This window comes from Bacteroides sp. CACC 737 (assembly GCF_013874375.1).
GTDB classification, from domain to species: domain Bacteria; phylum Bacteroidota; class Bacteroidia; order Bacteroidales; family Bacteroidaceae; genus Bacteroides; species Bacteroides uniformis.
The window spans coordinates 448,571-473,995 of record NZ_CP059408.1 but is presented as its reverse complement, the minus strand read 5'-3'; the positions used below and the strand labels follow the sequence as shown (position 1 = coordinate 473,995).

14 protein-coding genes are annotated in these 25,425 nt (G+C 48.1%); 8 read left to right on the top strand and 6 right to left on the bottom strand.

What is annotated here, in order from left to right; translation table 11 throughout:
• Nucleotides 1–71: 71 nt before the first annotated feature.
• The 4 genes from purL to H1A11_RS02035 all read left to right on the top strand — a co-directional run bounded on the left by purL (nucleotide 72) and on the right by H1A11_RS02035 (nucleotide 9,170).
• Nucleotides 72–3,776 (top strand): phosphoribosylformylglycinamidine synthase, encoded by a 3,705-nt coding sequence (gene purL, locus H1A11_RS02050; protein ID WP_117601156.1) that lies wholly within the window; start codon nucleotides 72–74, stop codon nucleotides 3,774–3,776.
• A gap of 172 nt (nucleotides 3,777–3,948) precedes the next feature.
• Nucleotides 3,949–7,992 carry a two-component regulator propeller domain-containing protein gene (locus H1A11_RS02045; protein ID WP_119961624.1) on the top strand — a complete coding sequence of 1,348 codons (4,044 nt, stop codon included), beginning with the start codon at nucleotides 3,949–3,951 and terminating at the stop codon, nucleotides 7,990–7,992.
• A gap of 17 nt (nucleotides 7,993–8,009) precedes the next feature.
• A complete protein-coding gene (locus tag H1A11_RS02040) occupies nucleotides 8,010–8,573 on the top strand; it encodes a chromate transporter (RefSeq protein WP_117601453.1) in 564 nt (187 codons plus the stop codon).
• A 48-nt stretch (nucleotides 8,574–8,621) separates the two neighbouring features.
• Nucleotides 8,622–9,170, top strand: coding sequence for a chromate transporter (locus tag H1A11_RS02035; protein WP_117601452.1), 549 nt, complete (start codon nucleotides 8,622–8,624; stop codon nucleotides 9,168–9,170).
• A 70-nt stretch (nucleotides 9,171–9,240) separates the two neighbouring features.
• Here the strand turns inward: H1A11_RS02035 and H1A11_RS02030 are convergent, their stop codons facing one another.
• Nucleotides 9,241–10,755: a glycoside hydrolase family 10 protein gene (locus H1A11_RS02030; RefSeq protein ID WP_117965100.1), complete on the bottom strand. Its 1,515-nt coding sequence runs from the start codon at nucleotides 10,753–10,755 to the stop codon at nucleotides 9,241–9,243.
• 202 nt (nucleotides 10,756–10,957) lie between these two features.
• Between H1A11_RS02030 and uvrA the strand changes: the two genes are divergently transcribed.
• A complete protein-coding gene (gene uvrA / locus H1A11_RS02025) occupies nucleotides 10,958–13,741 on the top strand; it encodes an excinuclease ABC subunit UvrA (RefSeq protein WP_181757648.1) in 2,784 nt (927 codons plus the stop codon).
• A 100-nt stretch (nucleotides 13,742–13,841) separates the two neighbouring features.
• On the opposite strand, the gene H1A11_RS02020 is transcribed toward uvrA, so the two are convergent.
• From H1A11_RS02020 to H1A11_RS02005, 4 genes are all read right to left on the bottom strand, one after another.
• On the bottom strand, nucleotides 13,842–15,020 hold the full coding sequence (locus H1A11_RS02020; RefSeq protein ID WP_119961627.1) for an energy transducer TonB: 1,179 nt from the start codon (nucleotides 15,018–15,020) through the stop codon (nucleotides 13,842–13,844).
• A gap of 512 nt (nucleotides 15,021–15,532) precedes the next feature.
• Nucleotides 15,533–16,021: an outer membrane beta-barrel protein gene (locus tag H1A11_RS02015; RefSeq protein WP_117601448.1), complete on the bottom strand. Its 489-nt coding sequence runs from the start codon at nucleotides 16,019–16,021 to the stop codon at nucleotides 15,533–15,535.
• 25 nt (nucleotides 16,022–16,046) lie between these two features.
• Entirely contained in the window at nucleotides 16,047–16,268 is a 222-nt protein-coding gene (locus tag H1A11_RS02010) for a hypothetical protein (protein ID WP_005826297.1), read from the bottom strand.
• Nucleotides 16,268–17,698 carry a carbon starvation protein A gene (locus tag H1A11_RS02005; RefSeq protein WP_117601447.1) on the bottom strand — a complete coding sequence of 477 codons (1,431 nt, stop codon included), beginning with the start codon at nucleotides 17,696–17,698 and terminating at the stop codon, nucleotides 16,268–16,270. The genes H1A11_RS02010 and H1A11_RS02005 overlap by 1 nt, the downstream gene beginning before the upstream one ends.
• Nucleotides 17,699–17,820: 122 nt before the next feature.
• Between H1A11_RS02005 and H1A11_RS02000 the strand changes: the two genes are divergently transcribed.
• Nucleotides 17,821–19,278, top strand: a complete 1,458-nt coding sequence (locus H1A11_RS02000; RefSeq protein ID WP_227186475.1) for a glycoside hydrolase family 10 protein — start codon at nucleotides 17,821–17,823, stop codon at nucleotides 19,276–19,278.
• On the opposite strand, the gene H1A11_RS01995 is transcribed toward H1A11_RS02000, so the two are convergent.
• On the bottom strand, nucleotides 19,262–20,470 hold the full coding sequence (locus H1A11_RS01995) for a hypothetical protein (protein WP_117601445.1): 1,209 nt from the start codon (nucleotides 20,468–20,470) through the stop codon (nucleotides 19,262–19,264). The genes H1A11_RS02000 and H1A11_RS01995 overlap by 17 nt on opposite strands.
• Nucleotides 20,471–20,598: 128 nt before the next feature.
• Here H1A11_RS01995 and H1A11_RS01990 point away from each other — a divergent pair, with 128 nt between their 5' ends.
• Both H1A11_RS01990 and nifJ read left to right on the top strand, forming a co-directional pair.
• Nucleotides 20,599–21,777 (top strand): ATP-binding protein, encoded by a 1,179-nt coding sequence (locus tag H1A11_RS01990; protein WP_117965112.1) that lies wholly within the window; start codon nucleotides 20,599–20,601, stop codon nucleotides 21,775–21,777.
• Between the two features lie 41 nt (nucleotides 21,778–21,818).
• A complete protein-coding gene (gene nifJ, locus H1A11_RS01985; protein WP_117601443.1) occupies nucleotides 21,819–25,376 on the top strand; it encodes a pyruvate:ferredoxin (flavodoxin) oxidoreductase in 3,558 nt (1,185 codons plus the stop codon).
• Nucleotides 25,377–25,425: the final 49 nt, after the last annotated feature.

Here is a 25,425-nt window from a genome sequence, read left to right as displayed (position 1 = left end):
GAAAAGATGAAGATATTCAAAGAAGTAACTTCAATCGTAAAATCGTAAATCGTAAAATCGTAAATATAACTATGATTCTTTTTTTCAGAACACCATCCAAGAGTGTGATTGCCGTAGAATGTAATCATGAACTCCCCCAGGCAGACAGCGACAAACTCTGCTGGCTTTTTGGAGAAGCCACCCCCGAAAGTGAAGACAACCTGAAAGGACATTTCGTCGGCCCGCGCCGCGAGATGATTACTCCGTGGAGTACAAACGCCGTAGAAATCACCCAGAACATGGGACTGGACGGCATTATCCGCATCGAGGAGTATTTCCCCGTAAAAGATGAGAATGCAGACCATGACCCGATGCTGCAACGTATGTACAAGGGGCTGGACCAGAATGTATTTACAACCAACCGGCAACCGGAACCGATTGTACACATCGAAGACCTGGAGGAATACAATGAGAAGGAAGGGCTGGCACTTTCCAAAGAGGAAATGGACTACCTCAAGAAGGTAGAAAAAGATCTTGGGCGCCCTCTGACGGACTCCGAAGTATTCGGTTTTGCGCAAATCAACTCCGAGCACTGCCGTCACAAAATCTTCGGCGGGACATTCATCATCGATGGAGTAGAACAGGAATCTTCACTCTTCCAAATGATAAAGAAGACCACACAAGAGAATCCCAATAAGATTATCTCTGCCTACAAAGACAATGTGGCCTTTGCCGAAGGTCCGGTTATCGAACAGTTTGCTCCGGCAGACCACTCCAAGCCCGACTATTTCCAAGTAAAAGACATCAAGAGTGTCATCTCCCTGAAAGCGGAAACACATAACTTTCCCACTACCGTAGAACCGTTCAACGGTGCATCTACCGGTACGGGCGGTGAAATCCGCGACCGTATGGGCGGCGGTAAGGGCTCTTGGCCGATTGCCGGAACAGCCGTCTATATGACCTCCTACCCCCGTACGGAAGAAGGACGTCCTTGGGAAGAGATTCTGCCGGTACGCAAATGGCTGTATCAGACTCCCGAACAAATACTGATCAAGGCCTCCAATGGTGCCAGTGATTTCGGAAACAAATTCGGTCAACCGCTAATCTGCGGTTCCGTGCTCACTTTCGAACATAAGGAAAATGATGAAGTCTATGGTTACGACAAAGTGATTATGCTTGCTGGAGGCGTAGGCTACGGTACCCAACGCGACTGTTTGAAAGGTACACCGGAAGCCGGAAACAAAGTGGTTGTTATCGGTGGAGACAATTACCGCATCGGTCTGGGCGGCGGCTCCGTATCTTCCGTAGATACCGGACGCTACAGCAGTGGCATCGAGCTGAATGCCGTGCAACGCGCCAACGCCGAAATGCAAAAACGTGCCTACAACGTGGTACGCGCACTTTGTGAGGAAGAGACCAATCCGGTTGTCTCCATCCACGACCACGGCTCTGCCGGACATGTTAACTGTCTGTCTGAATTGGTAGAGGAATGCGGCGGCCTGATTGACATGAGCAAGTTACCCATCGGTGACACCACGCTGTCTGCCAAGGAAATCATAGCCAACGAAAGCCAGGAACGCATGGGCTTGCTGATTCAGGAAGAGGCCATCGAACATGTACGCAAGGTAGCCGAACGCGAACGCGCTCCGATGTACGTAGTAGGTGAAACCACCGGTGACCATCGCTTTGCCTTCCAGCAAGCTGACGGTGTACGTCCGTTCGACCTCGCCGTAGAACAGATGTTCGGCTCTTCCCCCAAGACCTATATGGTGGACAAGACCGTGGAACGTCATTACAAAATGCCCCAATACGAACTTTCCCAACTACATGAATACCTCACCAATGTGCTCCAACTGGAAGCTGTGGCTTGTAAAGACTGGTTGACAAACAAGGTAGACCGTTCTGTAACAGGCAAGATTGCTCGCCAGCAGTGCCAGGGTGAATTGCAGTTGCCTCTGAGCGATTGTGGTGTGGTAGCTTTGGACTATCGCGGCGAAAAGGGTATCGCAACCTCTCTGGGCCATGCTCCCCAGGCGGCACTTGCCGACCCGGCAGCCGGCTCCGTTCTTTCCGTCAGCGAAGCCTTGACCAACTTGGTTTGGGCACCGCTTGCCGAAGGCCTGGACAGCGTTTCCCTTTCTGCCAACTGGATGTGGCCTTGCCGTTCGCAAGAAGGTGAAGATGCCCGTCTGTACACGGCAGTAAAGGCATTGAGCGACTTCTGCTGTTCCCTGCAAATCAATGTACCGACTGGTAAAGACTCTCTTTCCATGACACAGAAATACCCCGACGGCAGCAAAGTCATTTCTCCGGGCACGGTAATTGTTTCTGCCGGTGGAGAAGTTTCCGATGTCAAGAAGGTCGTTTCTCCAGTGCTGGTCAACAATGAAAAAACTACCATTTATCATATAGACTTCAGTTTCGACAACCTGAAACTCGGTGGTTCCGCCTTCGCCCAAACCCTGGGCAAAGTGGGTGACGAAGTTCCCTGCGTGCAGGATGCCGAATACTTCCGCGATGCTTTCCTTGCCGTGCAGGAGCTGGTCAACAAGGGACTGATTCTTGCCGGACATGATATTTCTGCCGGTGGCCTTATCACTACACTGCTTGAAATGTGCTTTGCCAATGTGGAGGGCGGTATGGAAATCAACCTGGATAAAATCAAGGAGCAAGACCTTATCAAGATTCTGTTTGCAGAGAATCCGGGTATCGTTATTCAGGTGAGTGACAAGCATAAGGAAACAGTAAAGCAAATCCTGGAAGATGCAGGCGTAGGTTATGTGAAACTCGGTAAACCGACAGACGAACGCCATATTCTTGTATCAAAAGGCGATGCTACTTATCAGTTCGGCATCGACTATATGCGTGATGTATGGTACTCCACTTCTTATCTCCTTGATCGTAAACAGTCCATGAACGGCTGTGCCAAGAAGCGTTTCGAGAACTACAAGATGCAACCGGTGGAATTCGCCTTCATGCCGGACTTCAAAGGCAAGTTCTCACAATACGGCATTACCCCGGACCGCCGCACACCTTCCGGTATACGCGCTGCCATCATCCGTGAAAAAGGGACTAACGGCGAACGCGAAATGGCCTACTCGCTCTATTTGGCAGGCTTCGATGTGAAAGATGTTACAATGACCGACCTTATCAGCGGCCGCGAGACGCTGGAAGATGTAAACATGATTGTTTACTGCGGTGGTTTCTCCAATTCCGACGTGCTTGGTTCTGCTAAGGGTTGGGCCGGTGCCTTCCTTTTCAATCCGAAAGCCAAAGAAGCGCTCGATAAGTACTATGCACGCAAGGATACGCTTTCGCTAGGCGTCTGCAACGGTTGCCAGCTTATGATGGAACTCAACCTTATCAATCCCGAGCTTGAAAAGAAAGGCAAGATGTTGCACAACGATTCCCACAAATTCGAATCCAGATACCTCGGTGTTACCGTTCCCACTAACCGCAGTGTAATGCTCGGGTCTTTGAGCGGCAGTAAACTGGGTATCTGGGTGGCCCACGGCGAAGGCAAATTCTCTTTGCCGTACGATGAGGACAAATACAACGTTGTGCTGAAATACTCATACGACGAATACCCTGCCAACCCCAACGGTTCGGATTATTCCATAGCCGGATTGGCAAGTGCCGACGGACGCCATCTGGCCATGATGCCCCACTTGGAACGTGCTATCTTCCCCTGGCAAAATGGTTGCTACCCCGCAGACCGCGTAAACAGCGACCAAATCACTCCTTGGATAGAAGCGTTTGTCAATGCACGCAAGTGGGTGGAAGCCAATAAAAAATAAACAGAACTTCCTTCTTAATAGAAATGTGACAAGCGCGGGTTGACAAATAAATCCGCGCTTGTTCATTTTTTCCATTCTTTGCCTTCCTTTTGCTTTTCTCGAACAAAAGCACTACTTTTGTGTTTATTTTCAACTCTCCCTCAGTACAACATTCAAAAACCGTTCGACAATTATGAAAAAGTACTTCTTTTTCTACATACTACTATTATTGCCAATTATAGGCATTGCGCAAACATACAAGTACATCGATGTGGAAGACGGTTTGAGCAACAGACGGGTATATGCCATTCAAAAGGGCCCCAAAGGTTACATGTGGTTTCTCACCCACGACGGCATCGACCGATATAGCGGAAAAGATTTCAAGTCTTACAAACTGATGGACGGAGATGAAGAAGTAAATTCCATGATGAATCTGAACTGGCTCTATGTGGATCCTAAAGGAACCATATGGGAAATAGGCAAAAAAGGACGTGTGTTCCGCTACGACACAAGACACGACCGTTTTGTCTTAGTATACAAGCTACCCGAAAATGAAGTAAAAGGACGTCCTACTCCCATCAGCTATGGTTTTGTGGATGCCAACAGCGTAATATGGCTTTGCAATGAAGATGCCCTATATCTGTACGACAGTAATACTCAAAAAGTGACCTTCATTCAAAATGAAATAAAAGAACGAATCACGGACATCGTACAGATTGACTCAACTCATTTCTTTATCGGAACCGACATCGGCATACATTATGCCGAATTGGAAAACAATGTACTCACCTTGAGTCCCTGCGACCAATTGGATACCTTAAAGGTACAAATCAACGAATTATACTATCACAAACCGTCCCGTAAGGTTTTTATCGGTACTTTTCAACGAGGAATATTTGTCTATGACTTGAACAAACATAAAGTCATGCATATACCGTCCGGCCTGATGGATGTCAGCATCAACTGCATCCGTTCCTACACTGACAATGAAATTCTCATTGCAACAGACGGAGCCGGCATCTACAAAATGAACGCTGCTACTTATGAGTCCGTACCATACATTGTTGCCGACTACAACCGGCACAACTCTATGAACGGGAATACCATCAACGACATCTACATTGACAGCGAACAACGCATCTGGATAGCCAATTATCCCATCGGTATCACCGTACGCGACAACCGATATGCCGATTACCAATGGATAAAACACTCTATCGGTAATAAACAGTCACTCATCAATGACCAAGTAAATGCCATCATCGAAGATCATGACGGAGATTTATGGTTTGCCACCAACAACGGCATCAGCCTTTATAATAGTAAAACAAACCAATGGCATTCTTTTCTCAGTACCTTCGATCCTGCAAGCCACAGTAAAAACCACACCTTTATCTCACTATGCGAGGTTGAGCCTGGTATCATCTGGGCCGGAGGTTACAGTTCAGGCATCTATCAGATAAACAAGAAGCAACAGTCCGTAGATTTCTTCACTCCATCCTTATTCAGCAACCTCAATATCCGGCCGGACAAGTATATCCGTTCTATCATGAAAGACTCTTCAGGAAACATCTGGTCCGGAGGGTATTATAACTTGAAGGAAATAGACTATTCCAGCAAAAGCATACGGCATTTCCCCGGTCTGAACGGCATTACCGCCATTATAGAAAAAGACTCCACACATATGTGGATAGGCACTGCAACCGGCCTATACTTATTAGAAAAAGCAACCGGCAAGTACACCTATATCCGAATGCCAGTAGAATCATACTATATCTACTCTCTATGCCAGACCTCTGACGGAATGTTGTACATCGGTACCAACAATGCCGGTTTACTGGTATATGATACGGCCAAAAATACATTCAGACACTATCATAGAGACAACTGTGCCTTGATTTCCAATAATATCTATACACTATTGTCTGATGGAAAAGGAAATATCTTTCTGAGTACAGAACACGGTCTGTCCACCTTCTATCCTGCCGAAGAGACATTCCATAACTGGACCAAAGAACAAGGACTGAAGTCAGATCATTTCAATGCAGCTTCAGGCACCTTAAGAGGAAACGGCAATTTCATTTTCGGCAGTACGGACGGAGCCATAGAGTTCGATAAGGACATGGTCCTGCCACGTGACTATAAATTCAAAATGGTATTCAGCGACCTGCGGGTTTTCTATCAGACCGTTTATCCCAAAGATGAAGGTTCCCCACTTATTCAGGATATAGACGAGACAGAAACCTTGCGTTTGAAGTACAACCAGAACATCTTCTCATTGCAAGTTTCCGATATAAACTATGACTACCCTTCCCTGATTCTGTACTCTTGGAAGCTGGAAGGATTCTATGAGGGCTGGAGCCGCCCGGGACAGGAAAATGTCATTCGTTTTACCAATCTGAGTCCGGGTAACTATACCCTCCGCGTACGTGCCATCTCCAACGAAGACCGCCGTATTGTCCTGGAGGAACGTAGTATGAACATCATTATCGAACAACCCATCTGGCTCAGTTTTTGGGCATTAATACTCTATGCAGTGATTATCATATCCATTGCAAGCATCGCCCTGCGAATCATAGCCTTGAGAAAACAGCGGAAAGAATCCGACGAGAAAATACGCTTTTTCGTCAACACGGCACATGATATACGTACTCCACTGACGCTCATCAAAGCACCCTTGGAAGAAATCACCGAACGCGAACAACTGACTTCCAGCGGACAGAGCAACATCAACACAGCTCTGCGAAACGTAAATGCCTTGTTGCGCCTGACCACCAATCTTATTAATTTCGAACGAGCAGACACCTATTCCGGAAGTCTATACGTATCCGAATACGAACTGAGCACATATATGGAGGAGACAATCGATGCATTCCGTCCATACGCAAACATAAAACACATCAACCTGACCTACGAAAGCAGTTTCCGTTATCTGAACGTATGGTTGGACAAGGACAAGATGGATTCCATTTTGAAGAATATCATATCCAACGCATTGAAATATACACCGGACGGCGGCAATGTACATGTCTTTACTTCCGAGACGGAAGATACCTGGAGTATTGAGGTGAAAGATACCGGTATCGGAATTCCGGCCTCGGAACAAAAAAAGCTGTTCAAGATGCATTTCCGCGGCAGCAATGCTATCAATTCCAAAGTTACCGGCAGCGGCATCGGACTACTCTTGGTTGGGAAACTTGTACGCTTACATAAAGGAAAGCTCAACTTCAGCAGTATGGAAGGAAAAGGCTCTTGCATCAAAATCACGTTCCCCAAAGGGAACAAGCATTTCCGCAAGGCAATCCAACGCCCTCAACCCCAAAACGAACGGATTGTTTATTCGGCTTCCGGAGTGCCCATCAATGCCTCCGCCACACCGTCCCCTGCTTCCAGCGGCATCTACGACAAGACGCAGCAACAGTCGCAAAACAACAGTAGCCACCAGAAAATTCTTATTGTAGAGGACAATGACGAATTAAGGGAATATCTGCGCAGAACATTGTCTGAACAGTACAACATACAAGTATGCTCCAATGGAAAAGAGGCACTGATCATTGTCAAGGAGTATATGCCTAACCTAGTCATTTCAGACATCATGATGCCGGAAATGAGAGGAGACGAGTTGTGCCATATCCTGAAGAACGACATCGAGACATCACATATCCCCATCATCCTGCTCACAGCACTGAATACCGACAAGAATATCATCGAGGGACTGCAAAGCGGAGCAGATGAATATATTGTGAAACCCTTCAATATCGGTATATTGCGGGCAAACATTGCCAACTTACTGACTAACCGGACACTGTTGCGCCACAAATATGCCAGCCTGGACCTGAACGACGAGAAAAACAATACGGATTGCATCAACTGCTCCAACGACTTGGACTGGAAATTCATTGCAACCGTCAAAAAGAGTGTCGAAGACAATATGGACAACCCAAGCTTCAACGTCGACGTGCTCTGCAACCTGCTGAATATGAGTAGAACCAGCTTCTACAACAAGATAAAGGCACTGACCGACCAAGCTCCGGCTGACTACATCCGGCTGATTCGACTGAAACATGCCGCCCAACTTCTGAAAGAACAAAAGCATACCATCACCGAGATTTCAGAGCTGACCGGTTTCAGTGATGCGAAATATTTCCGTGAAGTATTCAAGAAACATTTCGATATGAGCCCAAGCCAATATGCCAAGAGAGGGAAAGAAGGGAAAGATGATAAAGAAATAAAGTAAATTACAACATTTTGAATATGAATATATATCTTGAAGCATTCTCCATATTCTTTAAGATAGGAGCCTTTACCATCGGCGGCGGTTATGCCATGGTACCACTGATAGAAAACGAAATCGTAACCAAACGAAACTGGATAGCCAAAGAAGATTTCATTGACCTGCTTGCTATATCACAGTCCGCTCCGGGCATTCTTGCCGTCAATATATCCATTTTTATAGGGTACCGGCTACGGGGAATACGAGGGAGCATAATCACTGCATTGGGAACCATACTTCCTTCGTTTCTCATCATCCTCGCCATAGCGTTGTTCTTTCACAACTTCAAGAACAACACCATTGTGGAACGTATATTCAAAGGCATCCGCCCGGCAGTGGTTGCATTGATTGCCGCCCCTACATTCAGCATGGCCAAATCGGCCCGGATAAACCGATACAATATATGGATACCGGTGGTTTCAGCACTGCTCATCTGGCTGCTGGACTTCTCCCCCATCTGGATTATCATTGCAGCAGGTGCAGGGGGATATGCCTTCGGACGTCGGAAACATCGAAGAATTAAAAATGAAAGAATTAAAAAATGAAAGGTGCAATAACACTAATCATTAATCACTAACCATTAATCACTAACCATGATTTTCTTACAGCTATTCTATACATTCTTTAAAATCGGCCTTTTCGGCTTTGGCGGCGGATATGCCATGCTGTCTATGATACAAGGCGAAGTAGTCACCCGTTATGGCTGGCTTTCCCCTCAAGAGTTTACTGATATCGTGGCAATCAGCCAAATGACACCCGGTCCGATAGGTATCAATTCGGCAACCTATGTAGGTTTTACTGTCACCGGTAGTGTATGGGGATCTATTACCGCCACTTTTGCCGTAGTGCTCCCCTCTTTCCTACTGATGCTGACCATCAGCAAATTCTTTCTGAAATACCAGAAACATCCTTCCGTGGAAGCGGTATTCAGCGGGCTCCGCCCGGCAGTGGTCGGTCTGCTGGCCTCAGCCGCGCTGGTATTGATGAATTCGGAAAACTTCAGTTCTCCCAAAGAAGACACATATTCCTTCGTCATCAGCTGCCTCATTTTCCTCGTGGCATTTGTAGGCACCAAAAAATATAAACTGAACCCGATAGGAATGATTGTAGCCTGTGGAATAGCAGGGTTGATACTTTATTAAGGAGGGAAATTAAGGATTAGGGATTAGGGATTAAGGATTAGACGTTAATCCCTAATCCTTAATTTTCTTTTTAAAGTTTAATCTTCTTTCCAACGGATTTCGATTCATTATGCAGACGGTCCAAGGCTGTCACCACATAGCGGTACTTTGTCTTTCCGTCTTCATAAGGAAGTTTATAGAAATTATCACGCGTGATGGCTACAATATGGGAAGGATCGTCTATATTCACTTTCTCTTTGGCATCAAAACGATAAACTACATACTGGACAGCACGATTCATCTCCTCTTTATACTTGGGTGCTGTCCAAAAAAGAATATATCCGTCTTCCGTCCATATCGGTTTCATCTTACGCACCTTTCCTGGAGCTTCGTTATCCATAAAATCGAAAACGGGAGGCAATGCCGGATATTTATGATATTCGGCAATCAAAGCATCGCGATACTTGCCCGCATTCTCAATCACTGCACTGGCGGGCCACTGGCAACTGCCACCGATGGTTTGATAAGCTCGCTGCAAGGCCATCTTGCGGGGAAGCTGATTTATTGAGGGGTTCTTGGGGTCAGCATTCTGCACTGTATTCATTACGGACTGACCGATAAACAAGGGACGGTTTTCCGTATTCCTAGCCCACCACTTCACCAGTGTCTCATAGTCGGCAACCGGATGTCCTATATGCCAATAAATCTGCGGAATATTATAGTCTATCCAACCTTCACGGGCCCATAGCAGTACATCTGCATAAAGGTCATCGTAGTTTTGCAGGCCTTTGGTCTTACTGCCAAGCGGGTCACTGCTTTCGTTCCGGTAAATACCAAACGGAGAAATCCCGAACTTCACCCACGGCTTGATTTCACGGATAGTTTCATGCAGTTTTTTAATCAGCACATTCACGTTGCTCCGGCGCCAGTCTCCTTTATTGCTGAATCCTCCACCAAAACGTGCAAAACTTGCATCGTCGGGGAAATCCTTTCCCTTAATGGGATAAGGATAAAAGTAATCGTCCATATGGATAGCATCCACATCATAACGGGAAACAATGTCGCTCACCACCATGCAGATGTGTCGGCGGCTCTCAGGCAGTGCCGGGTCAAAATACAACTGGTCGCCATAAGTGACAAACCATTCCGGATGGATATTGTACACATGATTGGGAGCCAACTCACTCTTCAAGGTCGTCTTCGTGCGATACGGATTAATCCATGCATGAAACTCCATGCCACGTTTATGGCATTCATCAATCATAAACTGCATAGGGTCCCAATAAGGTTCGGGCGCTTTACCCTGCACTCCGGTAAGGAAACGACTCCACGGTTCCAGTCTGGAAGCATACAGAGCATCCGCTTCGGGACGTACCTGGAAAATTATGGCGTTGATTCCTGCCTTCTGCAAGGAATTCAACTGCCCGATCAGATTCTGCTTTAGCTTTTCGGTCGGCATTCCACGGAACTGTCCGTTTACTGACTGTATCCATGCTGCACGAAATTCACGTTTAGGATAGGCAGACCCGGTCTGCACTTGCGCAAATGCCCCTCCTGCCACCATCAGTGACAAAAGACATAGGCATAAAATGGATTTTATTCTCATATTCCGGTCAATAGCTTTTATTAAAAAAGCGAAATTAATTCTTTTGTCCTAAGTATACCGGTAAAAAGCGGAAAGTATAACAAATCTTAACCAAGGGTATCTTTCCTCCCCAATAAATCCACTTTTGCCTTGCCTGATTGTTACAATTCGGATAGCAAACATTATCTTTGCATTCTGTAAACCACCGAACCAACCTACAGATATGGCAGAAAATACATCGATTATCATAAAAGGGGCCCGTGTCAATAACCTCAAGAACATTGACGTAGAGATTCCCCGTAACAAACTCGTAGTCATCACCGGACTGTCCGGTTCCGGAAAATCCTCACTTGCTTTCGATACATTATATGCCGAAGGGCAACGCCGCTACGTGGAGAGCTTGAGCAGTTATGCCCGCCAGTTTCTGGGACGTATGAGCAAGCCTGAATGCGATTTCATCAAAGGGATTCCACCTGCCATTGCCATTGAGCAGAAAGTAAGCAGCCGCAATCCGCGGTCCACCGTTGGCACCTCCACCGAAATATACGAATATCTGCGGTTGCTCTACGCACGCGTAGGGAAAACCTTCAGCCCGGTCAGCGGACTGGAAGTGAAGAAGCACTCGGCGGAAGACATCGTGAAGTGCATGCTGGAATATCCGGAAGGAACCAGATATACCGTACTCGCCCCGATATTGCTGCGCGAAGACCGCACGCTGCAACAACAACTGGAGATAGACATGAAGCAAGGTTTCACCCGTCTGGAAGTGAATGGTGAAATGATGCGCATCGACGAATACAAGCCGAAAGCCGGAGACACAGTTTTTCTGTTGATTGACCGTATGACAGCCTTTTCAGAAAAGGATTCCGTCAGCCGCCTCACCGACTCGGCCGAAACAGCCATGTACGAAGGAGACGGTGCCTGCCTACTGCGTTTCTACCAGCCTGACGGGAGTACCTGCCTCTATCGTTTCAGCACCAAGTTCGAAGCAGACGGCATCACCTTCGAAGAACCGAACGACCAGATGTTCTCCTTCAACTCTCCCATCGGCGCATGCCCCGTATGCGAGGGATTCGGGAAAGTCATCGGCATCGACGAGCATCTCGTGATACCCGACCGCTCCTTGTCCGTCTATGACGGCGCTGTAGTATGCTGGCGGGGCGAAAAGATGGGCGAATGGAGGGATATGGTGATACACGGAGCCGAGAAAGCCGACTTCCCCATCTTCACTCCCTATTATGAACTGACCGACGAGCAACGCCGGATGCTGTGGGAAGGGACACCCTACTTTGAGGGCATCAACGCCTTCTTCAAGATGGTGCAGGAAAACCAGTACAAGATACAATACCGTGTGATGCTGGCACGCTACCGCGGAAAGACGCTCTGCCCCAAATGTCACGGCACCCGCCTGAAACCCGAAGCAAACTACGTACGCGTGGGAGGACGCAACATCTCCGAACTGGTAGATTTGCCCATCACTGAGTTGAAGCTCTTCTTCGACAACCTGCAGCTAGACCCACATGACGCCGACATAGCCCGCCGCATCCTGACAGAAATCAACAGCCGCATCCAGTTCCTATTGGATGTCGGTTTGGGATACCTCACGCTGAACCGCCTCAGCAACTCGCTCTCCGGCGGTGAAAGCCAGCGAATCAACCTAGCCACCTCGCTGGGAAGTAGTCTGGTGGGCAGCCTGTATATTCTTGACGAACCGAGTATCGGCCTGCATAGCCGCGATACGGACAAACTGATACACGTGCTCCGCCAGCTGCAACAGTTGGGCAATACGGTAGTGGTAGTGGAACACGATGAAGAGATTATCCGTGCTGCCGACTATATCATCGACATCGGTCCCCGGGCAGGCCGCTTGGGAGGAGAGGTGGTCTATCAGGGAGACATGAAAGACCTTCAGAAAAACAGTGACAGTTATACCGTGCGCTATCTGCTGGGGGAAGAGACAATCCCACTGCCGGAACACCGTCGCCCGTGGAACAACTATATAGAAATAAAGGGGGCCCGCGAAAACAACCTGAAAGGTGTGGAGGCACGCTTCCCGCTGAATGTAATGACCGTGGTGACCGGTGTCAGCGGTTCGGGCAAGAGTACGCTGGTGCGCGACATCTTCTACCGCGCCCTGAAACGCGAGCTGGACGAATGCAGCGAACGCCCGGGCGAGTTCACCTCCATCGGAGGAGATTTGCAGAACCTGCGCAATGTAGAGTTTGTAGACCAGAATCCTATCGGGAAGTCATCGCGAAGCAATCCCGTGACCTACATCAAGGCCTACGACGAAATCCGTAAACTATGGGCAGACCAGCCACTTGCCAAGCAGATGGGATACAGTGCCGGATACTTCAGCTTCAACAGCGAAGGTGGCCGTTGCGAGGAGTGCAAGGGTGAAGGCACCATCACTGTGGAGATGCAATTCATGGCAGACCTTGTACTGGAATGCGAATCCTGCCACGGCAAACGCTTCAAGGCGGACACGCTGGAAGTGAAGTTCCACAACATGAATATCTACGACGTACTGGAGATGACCGTAAACCAAGCCATCGAATTCTTTACGCAACACGGACAGAAAAAGATTGTGAAGAAGCTGCAACCCTTGCAGGATGTAGGTTTGGGATATATCAAACTGGGGCAAGCCTCCTCCACCCTCTCCGGTGGAGAGAACCAGCGCGTGAAACTCGCCTTCTACCTCAGCCAGGAGAAAGCGGACCCGACCATGTTCATCTTCGATGAACCGACTACCGGACTACACTTCCATGACATCAAGAAACTGCTCGAAGCCTTCGATGCCCTGATACGCCGCGGGCACAGCATTGTCATCATCGAACATAATCTGGATGTGGTGAAATGTGCGGACCATGTGATAGACCTGGGACCCGAAGGAGGGGACAAAGGAGGAAACATCGTAGCTACCGGTACACCGGAGGAAGTGGCGAAGTGTGCGGCAAGCTATACGGGGCAGTTCTTGCAAGAGAAATTACACCCCTCTCTTCCTTAAATAGAACACAGAGGCACGGAGACACAGAGATATTAAATTCAAGGAAAAAGAATAAAACTCCATGCCTCCGTGTCTTTGTGCTTAATCTTACCGGGTGCCACTACTCCAATTTAAAAGTAACCGGAAAAGTAAATTCCACCTTCACGGCTTTACCTTGCTGCATCCCCGGCTTCCATTGTGGCATCAATCCTACAATCCGTAATGCTTCCTCATCCAAGGCAGGATACCTGCTGCGCATAATAACGGGGTCCACCACACGACCATTCTCGTCAATCACCACGCTGACAATAACTCTCCCCTGAATGCCATTCTTATGGGCTTCTTCCGGATAACGGACATTCTTTTGAATAAAATCCATCAAGGCTTTCATGCCTCCCGGAAACTCGGGCATCACTTCCACTACTTTATAGACCGGTTCTTCCATTGGCTCTTCCGTTATCAATTGTGGGCTCCCGCCCTTCCCTGCATCCGAGACATAAGGAGGAAGAGATGTCTTTTCCGCCGTTCTCCATTCTTCCTCATTGTCCGTCAGTCTAAACTCAGCCATCATCAAGACAGGTTTCCTCCTGATGGTTATCTCATAAAAGTAACGGTAGCGTCCCGGCTTGTTGGGATGCACATCCGGATAAAGGGAGGCTTTCATAACCCTTTCCTCCCCATCCCGCAGCACATAGGCGATGTCCCAAAAGGCAGCGTTTATCTGCAATTCCCGCCAGGTACCTTTTTCGTCTTCGAACGTCAGGTAGTAATGCTCGCCGCAGGTCAAATCTCCGCCGCTGTGATTGCTGAGGATGAATGTCGCCTGAGTCGCTTTCGTTGAAAAGACCGGATATTCGGGACGGATATGGATGCCACGAATATGATTCCTGCCTACTCTCTCGTTGATGACGGGGACTTCTACACCATGAAAACAGAAAACGGGGGAGTCCATTATTTTCTCCCGGAACTCTTTCCGCCGCTCGGGAGTATTCACCATCAAATCTATATCGATGCAATGCAACCCCACCCCATATCCGGTCACATTCCTCTGAATGTGTATATATGGTGTATTATTCAATCTTTTTCCTAGTTCTTCGTGAATGGCAAGCAATTGCCTTTGCAAGCAGTCACCATCATCCGCAATCCCTATCTTGAGGCTATCGCTCACTATTTTTTCTCCCATCCATTGGCCTATCCTTACTGTACCTACGGAATCTTCAAGCGTTTCCACACGTTCCGTTTTATTCATTCGGCAAGATGACAAGCAGCAAAGCAATAGGAGAAAACAAACTCTGTTCATGGCATTTTGTATTTCAAGTTCATAGCATCAGATACAAATATACTCATTCCTGCAATCACAATCAAAAAGAAAACTCCTAATTTCGTAAGACTATAGAAGGAATACATGCAATAGCGGCATGAGAAAAGGAAAGATAACGGCTAAATCGGCACTGTATCGCCACTGCAAAGTTACTGCATTCCTTTTGCAGTGATACTGCAACACCTTTGCAGTGATGCTGCAACACCTTTGCAGTGACGCTGCAACACCTTTGCAGTGGCATTGCAAAAAGTTGGCAGGACTTTGCAGTAAGAAAGAGCTGATAACTAAGATAATAGCATCAATGAAAGACGTATGCAGTACAATCGGAATGGGAACGAAAATGGGCGTGATAGATACTTGTAAGAATATTTATCTATCACACCCATCTATCACGCGACAAGCCATTTGTAGTCAGGCGAATACCCCCCTCGCGTGATAGCATGACAGATGTTTTGCAAAAACAAACTCTGTGGAGGAGTAGCAAAATGAGATTAGAAATAGAATCCGAAACCTACCTTCAGGCCGAATTTAGAACGGTCGTCGTTAATATTCCAGTAAGCGGCAGGTTCGATGGTCACCGTACGCGTCAGGAAAAAAGCATAACCGGCTTCCAGACCGAAAGAGAACTTGGTATCATCCAAATCATGTCCCCAGTCCCAACGGTCTACATTGACATCGGCACCCAGATACACGCCAATCTTGTCGAAATAATAACGTCCGCCTACACCCAACGTATAGACATCGAGGTCAGACCCTCCGGAATTCCAAGCAGCTCCGGCATGCACCAGCAAAGCCACATTGTCGAGCAGGAAAGCACCTCCTTTGGCTTCAAGCCCGAAACTTGTCTTGTCGGTTCCCGTGTCATGAGAGAATTCCAAACCGGTGATGGACGGATTCAAAATCCACTTACCTTTTTCAAACTGTGCCTGAGCTGCCACTGTGACAACAAGCAAGCAAACGAATAATGCCAGTTTTTTCATCTTGTTCTGTTTTTTGAGTGAATAATCAATGTTGTTTATTGTCTTCTTCGAATCGTTTGCGTTGTAGCGCCTCCTTCTTACGAAGTACCAGCCACAACACAAATACAATGAGATACGAGGCAGCTACAGTGACATACTTCTCAGTATCGCTGATTTCCGTATTGCGGGGAAGGAAATAAGCGGCAGTAGCAGAAACGTAAATAAGCAGGGCCAACGTAAGCCCGGTAGATTTCTTTATTTTTTTCATTACCAAAGTTTTTTAGTCGTCTTGAAATACCAGATATTAAACCAGAAGCCGGCCAATACAGCAGCCAAAAGAGCTATCGGCAGCGCATACTGCGGCTGAAGTCCGAGTCCTTCGGGAGCAATGCAAATATAAGTGGTGCATACAGCCGTCATGAACAATGCGGGAAAATAGGTGATATAAAAATAATGCCCTTTTTTCTCACGCACCAGATAAACGGTAATTGCCCACAAGGTGAAAACAGACAAAGTCTGGTTGGCCCAAGCAAAATAGCGCCAAATCATATCAAAGCCATCCTTGTCGCGCAGGCTGTAAAGCAACAACCCGATGGCCACCAGGAACATCGGTATGCAGATATATAAACGACTACGCATGGATTTTTGTTCCATTCCCAAGAAATCAGCCACGATAAGACGTGCCGAACGGAAAGCCGTATCACCACTGGTAATAGGGGCGGCAATGACACCCAGAATAGCCAATACTCCACCTACGGCGCCCAGCCAGTCTTTTGTAATGGCATCTACAATAATGGAGGCATTCGTCTCTTCCATGCCATTCTGATGGAAAAAGTAAGTGGCGGCGGCAGCCCAAATCAAAGCTACAATGCCTTCGGTTATCATGGCTCCGTAGAAGACGGGACGTCCGTGGCGTTCACTTGTCATGCAGCGTGCCATGAGAGGGCTTTGAGTAGCATGAAAGCCACTGATTGCACCACAAGCTATACTGACAAACATAATAGGGAAGATAGGCAACAAAGCCGCATTGGGATGTGTATTCTGCAAGCCGTTCCATATTTCAGGCAACTCGGGATGGTTGACATAGAGCATCACCAAAATACCGACAGCCATAAACAGCAAGGCTATGGCAAACAACGGATATATCTTGCCGATAATCTTATCTACTGGCAACAAGGTAGCCAGAATATAATAAGCAAATACTACAATAATCCAGAAAGTGGTATCCAAGCTGTCGGGGGTCAGCTTGGCAAGCAGTCCGGCAGGGCCTGCCACAAAGACAGCTCCCACCAATATCATCAGGACAACGGTAAAGCCACGCATCACCTGCTTAGTGGTCAACCCCAAATAACGTCCGATGATTTCCGGCAGGCTTTCCCCGTCATGCCGCAAGGAGAGCATACCGGCAAGATAGTCGTGCACTGCACCGGCAAAGATACTGCCAAGTACAATCCACAGATAGGATGCCGTGCCGAACTTGGCTCCCATGATGGCGCCGAAGATAGGTCCCAGTCCGGCTATATTAAGAAACTGTATCATGAAAATCTTCCAAGTAGGCAGTGGAATGTAATCCACACCATCGGCTCTTGTAAGGGCAGGTGTTTTGCGGTCATCGGGACCGAAGACGCGTTCTATAAAGCGTCCATAGATAAAATAGCCGGCTATCAACGCCAGCAGGCAAAGCGTAAATGTAATCATGGCGTGTTAATATCTTTAATCTATGCAAATGTAACAGTTTCCAAGTAAACAGCACAAAATAATCGGGTGTTTTGCTTATCTTCGCCGAGAAAAATGATAGAAATAAAGAAGAAAAGAGAAAAATGAAACGAATTATTTCCATTTTACTATATATAGCCATCTTGCTGCCGCTTGCCGCACAACCGCCCAAACATGAAGTACGTGCCGCCTGGATAACCGCCGTCTATGGGCTGGACTGGCCGCAGACACGCGCCACTTCGCCCGAAAGCATCCGCAAGCAGCAGGCCGAACTGATTGAAATATTGGACAGACTGAAAGCCGCCAACTTCAACACCGTACTGTTCCAGACCCGTACACGGGGAGATGTCCTCTACAAATCGGCCATCGAGCCCTACAACTCCATACTGACCGGAAAGGTAGGCGGCGACCCCGGCTACGACCCGCTGGCTTTTGCCATAGCCGAATGCCACAAGCGCGGCATGGAGTGCCATGCCTGGATGGTGACCATTCCTCTGGGCAACCGCAAGCATGTGGCCGCCCTCGGTAAAGAGTCCGTCACCAAAAAGAAACGCGCCATCTGCGTACCCTACAAACGCGAATACTTCTTGAATCCCGGACATCCGCAAACCAAAGAGTACCTGATGAGCCTTGTCCGCGAAGTGGTGGAACGCTACGATGTAGACGGGGTACACTTCGACTACCTGCGCTATCCGGAAAACGCCCCCCGTTTTCCCGACAGCTACGACTACCGCAAATACAGCAAAGGACGCAGCCTTGCCCAATGGCGCAGAGACAACCTGACGGAAATAGTGCGCTATATATATAAAGGTGTAAAAGCCATGAAACCCTGGGTAAAAGTCAGCACCTGTCCGGTAGGAAAATACAAAGACACTTCCCGCTACCCTTCCCGTGGCTGGAATGCCTTCCACACCGTCTATCAGGACGTGCAGGGTTGGCTGGGCGAGGGCATCCAGGACCAGATTTATCCGATGCTCTATTTCCGTGGCAATCATTTCTATCCCTTTGCCCTTGACTGGCAGGAACAAAGTAACGGACGCCAAATCATTCCCGGTCTGGGCATCTACTTCCTCGACCCCAGCGAAGGGAACTGGACGCTGGACGAGATTGAACGGCAGATGCACTTTATCCGCGCCCACGGTCTAGCGGGCGAGGCACACTACCGCGTGAAGTATCTGATGGACAATACGCAAGGGCTTTATGATGCGCTGGAAGAAGACTTCTATACCGCCCCGGCCCTGCAACCCGCCATGCCGTGGATAGACAATGTAGCTCCTACACCTCCCGCCGGACTCACGGTGGAAACACCGGAAAACGGCTATTGGAAACTAAGCTGGCAACCCGCCACGGATAATGACAAGCGGAATGCTCCGATGTATGTAATCTACGGTTCGGACACCTATCCCGTAGATACCTCCAATCCGGAGAATATCCTGGCACAACGAGTACAAGGCACGGAATATACCTATGCCCCCATCCGCCCGTGGACTGCCCGAAAATATTTTGCCGTGACAGCCATAGACCGTTGCGGAAACGAAAGCGAAGCTATTCAGCAGCAGTGACACAGACAAAAGCCCGGTAACGGCTCTTCGGAGTGACCGGAACCAGAGGCAGATAGCCGGAAACAACCCTGCCGTCCTTCACCACCAGCGGATAACTTTGCGCATCCTGCTCATGCCGCTCCATCAAAGCTTCATGGGTCGGAAAGCAATCGATGGAGAAACGTCCCTCCCCACCGGGGACAATGAAATGATCACTAAGCACATGGGAAACGATTCCCATATTCATCCGTAGATTTATTTCGACATGGGGGTTGATGGCATACGGATGCCCTTCCTTCTGACGGCAGACCATCATGTCCACACCCAAAAAACCCGTATAAGATGTAGCATAACCCGTTTCCAATGCCTTCTGCATCATATTGCGTATGCGCACAAATGCTTCAAAGGGCACATATTGCTGAATCCATTCCTCCACTTGCCCATCTGAAGTAAGGATATTACCACGATAAGCCCCCTTGTCATCCGTAACAAAACGGGAATAGCCGACAAAAAGAAGCTTTCCCCGGCCATCCGAATAAAATTCCATGGCAAAATCTTCCACCTTATCAAATATAGGCTCCATCACAAAACCTCCATTTTCTTTCAGCGCCCTACTACACCAATCGGAAACATTTTTCGTAAAGCCATGACGGCACCAACACAATCCCTTCCCACTTCCCGACCAAAGTGATTTAAACACACATCCCTCTTTGTAACGACCAATAATATCCAGAGAGATAGCCGTAGTTCCACCATCAGCCTCCACCAAGCAACAACCGTCACCACAAGTATAATCTATTTTATTGGAATAGAAAAGTGCACGAAAAGCCAAAGCGTTACTACGGGCAGCCTTCATACGATATTTATCCAAAGCATCCGGCGTAGGAAGATTCCTTTCCAGAACACCGCCTTTCAACATCCGTTTACGGATAGCGGGATTCCATCCCCAAGGCATTACCCGCACATCAGCATAATCGGGCAGCTCCGGCTCTGTCACCAAATGTACATCCAGCCGGAACAACTGTTGCATCTGTTTCAGATAATCTGCATTATAGGCGGAAGGGGCCAGTACCCCACTACCCGGCCGGGCATACCAAATCGGTAACAAAGCCAGGTCTTCAGCCATACGGCGGATGGTAGCGGGCGCCATATAATTTTCTTCATTATTTCCCAATGCCATATCTGCATCAGGATTGAACACATAAAGTTTCATCTTTCAAATGTTAACCAATTACTCACGTTTTGTATGAGAGTGCAAAGTTATATAATATTTTGCCATCTCTACTTTGCAAATCTATAAAAAAGCCGTATATTTGTCGCCCGATAAACCGAATTTAAAGCATGGAAGCATTTTACCGTACACACGCTTATCTCGTAGAGCATACCAATGCCCCCGTACGCCGCGACCTAATGGACGAAATAGACTGGAATGACCGTCTTATCGGTATCAAAGGCACAAGAGGCGTAGGTAAGACTACTTTCTTGCTGCAATATGCCAAAGAGAAATTCGGCACAGACCGCTCCTGCCTCTTCATCAACATGAACAACTTCTACTTCTCCGGACATGGCATCGTGGAGTTCGCCGCCGAATTCCAGCGCCGCGGAGGAAAAGTGCTGTTGATAGACCAAGTATTCAAATACCCGGAGTGGAGCAAGGAGCTGCGCATATGCTACGACCGTTTCCCCAACTTGAAAATCGTATTCACCGGTTCCTCCGTAATGCGCCTGAAAGAAGAGAATCTGGAGTTGCGCGACATTGTGAAAAGCTACAACCTGCGCGGCTTCTCCTTTCGCGAATACCTGAACTTGCAGACGGGCATGAAGTTCCATGCCTATCCGCTGGAAGAAATTCTGAGCAACCACGAACAGATAGCCAAAGGCATCCTCTCCAAAGTACGTCCATTGGACTACATGCAAGACTATATGCACCACGGCTTCTACCCATTCTTCCTTGAAAAGCGTAACTTTTCGGAGAATCTGCTCAAGACGATGAACATGATGGTGGAAGTAGACATCCTGCTTATCAAACAAATTGAGCTGAAATACCTTTCGAAGATAAAGAAATTACTATATTTGTTGGCCGTGGACGGGCCGAAAGCGCCGAATGTCAGCCAACTGGCAAACGACATACAGACCTCCCGCGCCACAGTAATGAATTACATCAAATATCTGGCAGACGCACGGCTCATCAATATGGTCTATCCTAAGGGAGAAGAATTCCCCAAGAAGCCGTCGAAGATAATGATGCACAATTCAAATCTGATGTATTCCATCTATCCCGTCAAGGTGGAAGAACAAGACGTATTGGACACTTTCTTTGCCAACACAATGTGGAAGGACCACAAAGTGAACAAGGGCGACAAGAACATCTCATTCATGGTAGATGAGGTGATGCCTTTCAAGATTTGTCCGGAAGGAACAAAGATAAAGAATAATCCGGGAGTTACTTATGTACTGCATAAGGCGGAAATAGGCCGAGGCAACCAAATACCTCTCTGGTTATTCGGTTTCTTGTATTAAGAGAGAGATTTTTTCACTTAAATAAATAATTCAATTTAGTTATGACTAAACAGAAGAAATTCATTACTTGTGATGGTAACCAGGCTGCTGCACATATCTCGTATATGTTCTCCGAAGTAGCTGCCATCTACCCCATCACCCCCTCTTCTACGATGGCTGAATACGTAGACGAATGGGCTGCCGCAGGTCGCAAGAACATCTTCGGCGAAACAGTATTGGTACAGGAAATGCAGTCAGAAGGCGGTGCTGCAGGTGCCGTTCACGGCTCTCTGCAAGCTGGTGCGCTGACTACCACTTACACAGCTTCACAAGGTCTGTTGCTGATGATCCCTAACATGTACAAGATTGCCGGTGAATTCCTGCCTTGTGTATTCCACGTATCAGCACGTACATTGGCAAGCCATGCACTGTGTATCTTCGGTGACCACCAGGACGTAATGTCTACCCGTCAGACCGGTTTTGCCATGTTGGCCGAAGGCTCTGTACAGGAAGTTATGGACTTGGCCGGTGTAGCTCACTTGGCTACTATCAAGAGCCGTGTTCCGTTTGTCAACTTCTTCGACGGTTTCCGTACTTCTCACGAAATCCAGAAGATTGAAATGCTGGAGAACGAAGACCTCGCTCCGCTTATCGACCAGGAAGCTTTGGCTGAATTCCGCGCACGTGCATTGAACCCGATGAACCCGGTTGCCCGTGGTATGGCCGAAAATCCTGACCACTTCTTCCAACACCGTGAATCTTGCAACAACTACTATGAAGCAGTTCCGGCTATCGTTGAGGAATACATGAACGAGATTTCCAAAATCACAGGCCGCAAGTACGGTTTGTTCGATTACTATGGTGCAGAAGATGCAGAACGCGTTATCATCGCCATGGGTTCTGTAACAGAAGCTGCCCGCGAAGCTATCGACCACCTCGTTGCCAATGGCGAAAAGGTAGGTTTGGTTGCCGTCCACTTGTATCGTCCGTTCTCTGCCAAGCACTTCCTTGCCGCCGTTCCCAAGACAGCCAAGAAGATTGCCGTACTGGACCGTACGAAAGAACCGGGTGCTAACGGCGAACCGTTGTACCTCGACGTAAAAGACTGCTTCTACGGTGCAGAGAATGCTCCGGTTATCGTAGGCGGCCGTTACGGTTTGGGATCCAAGGACACTACTCCCGCGCAAATCCTCGCCGTTTACAAGAACCTGGCTATGCCGATGCCGAAGAACCACTTCACTATCGGTATCGTAGATGACGTTACCTTCACTTCTCTGCCCCAGGAAGAAGAAATCGCATTGGGCGGCGAAGGCATGTTCGAAGCCAAATTCTACGGTTTGGGCGCTGACGGTACAGTAGGTGCCAACAAGAACTCTGTGAAGATTATCGGTGACAATACCGACAAGCACTGCCAGGCTTATTTCTCTTACGACTCCAAGAAATCAGGCGGTTTCACCTGCTCACACCTGCGTTTCGGTGATACTCCTATCCGCTCTACATACCTGGTAAACACGCCTAACTTCGTGGCTTGCCACGTTCAGGCTTACCTGCACATGTACGACGTAACCCGCGGCTTGCGTAAGAACGGCTCTTTCTTGCTGAACACCATCTGGGAAGGCGAAGAGCTGGCCAAGAACCTGCCTAACAAGGTGAAGAAGTACTTTGCACAGAACAATATCACTGTTTACTATATCAATGCTACTCAGATTGCACAAGAAATCGGTTTGGGCAACCGTACCAACACCATCCTGCAATCCGCATTCTTCCGTATCACCGGCGTTATTCCGGTTGACCTGGCTGTAGAACAGATGAAGAAGTTCATCGTTAAGTCTTACGGCAAGAAGGGTGAAGACGTTGTCAACAAGAACTACGCAGCAGTTGACCGTGGCGGCGAATACAAGCAACTGACCGTTGACCCGGCTTGGGCCAATTTGGCAGACGACGCCAAGGCTGAAAACAACGATCCTGCATTCATCAACGAAGTGGTTCGTCCTATCAACGCACAAGACGGTGACTTATTGCCGGTATCTGCATTCAAGGGTATTGAAGACGGTACTTGGGAACAAGGTACTGCCAAATATGAGAAACGTGGTGTAGCTGCATTCGTTCCCGAATGGAACGCTGAAAACTGTATCCAGTGTAACAAGTGTGCATACGTTTGTCCTCACGCTTCCATCCGTCCGTTCGTACTCGATGCTGAAGAGCAGAAGGGTGCCAACTTCACTCAACTGAAGGCTGTAGGTAAAGCATTCGACGGTATGACATTCCGTATTCAAGTAGACGTTCTCGACTGTCTGGGTTGCGGCAACTGTGCCGATGTTTGTCCGGGCAACCCGAAGAAGGGTGGCAAGGCTCTGACTATGAAACACCTCGAAAGCCAATTGCCGGAAGCTGCTAACTGGACCTACTGTGCTGAAAACGTGAAAAGCAAACAACACTTGGTTGACATCAAGGCCAACGTGAAGAACTCCCAGTTCGCTACTCCGTTGTTCGAGTTCTCAGGCGCTTGCTCCGGTTGTGGTGAAACTCCGTACGTTAAACTGATTTCCCAGTTGTTCGGTGACCGCGAAATGGTAGCCAACGCAACAGGATGTTCTTCCATCTACTCCGGTTCAGTACCTTCTACTCCTTATACTAAGAACGAAAAGGGTCACGGTCCTGCTTGGGCAAACTCATTGTTCGAGGACTTCTGCGAATTCGGTTTGGGTATGGAGCTTGCCAACGAAAAGATGCGCGCACGTATCGTGAAGGCTATGGAAGATGCCATCGCAGCAGAAGGAACTCCGGCTGAATACAAAGAAGTATTCCAGGCTTGGATTGAAAACATGTACGATGCAGACAAGACCAAGGAACTGGCCGAAAAGATCATCCCGATGGTAGAAGCAGCCAAAGACAAATGCGACAGCTGCAAGACTATCGCCGGTCTGTCTCAATACCTGGTTAAACGCAGCCAGTGGATTATCGGTGGTGACGGTGCCTCTTACGACATCGGTTACGGTGGTCTCGACCATGTAATTGCAAGCGGTAAGGACGTCAACATCCTCGTACTGGATACTGAGGTTTACTCCAATACAGGTGGTCAGTCTTCCAAGGCTACTCCGGTAGGCGCCATCGCCAAGTTTGCCGCTGCCGGTAAACGCGTACGTAAGAAAGACCTCGGTCTGATGGCTACTACTTACGGTTATGTATATGTTGCTCAAATCGCTATGGGTGCCGACCAGGCTCAAACCTTGAAGGCTATCCGCGAGGCAGAAGCATATCCCGGCCCGTCACTCATCATCGCTTACGCTCCGTGTATCAATCACGGTCTGAAGGCAGGCATGGGCAAGAGCCAGGCAGAAGAGGAAAAGGCCGTTAAGTGCGGTTACTGGCACTTGTGGCGTTACAACCCGGCTTTGGAAGCCGAAGGCAAGAATCCGTTCACGCTGGATAGCAAGGAACCGGATTGGAGCGGATTCCAAGACTTCCTGAAGGGTGAAGTTCGTTACGCATCCGTAATGAAGCAATATCCGCAGGAAGCCGAAGAGCTGTTCAAGGCCGCCGAAGAAAACGCTAAATGGCGCTACAACAGCTACAAGCGTCTTTCCAAAGAAAACTGGGGCGCTGAAGTTACAGAGTAATTCCTTAATTACTAAATAGAAAATAGAGGCTGTTCCCGAACTGGATGCA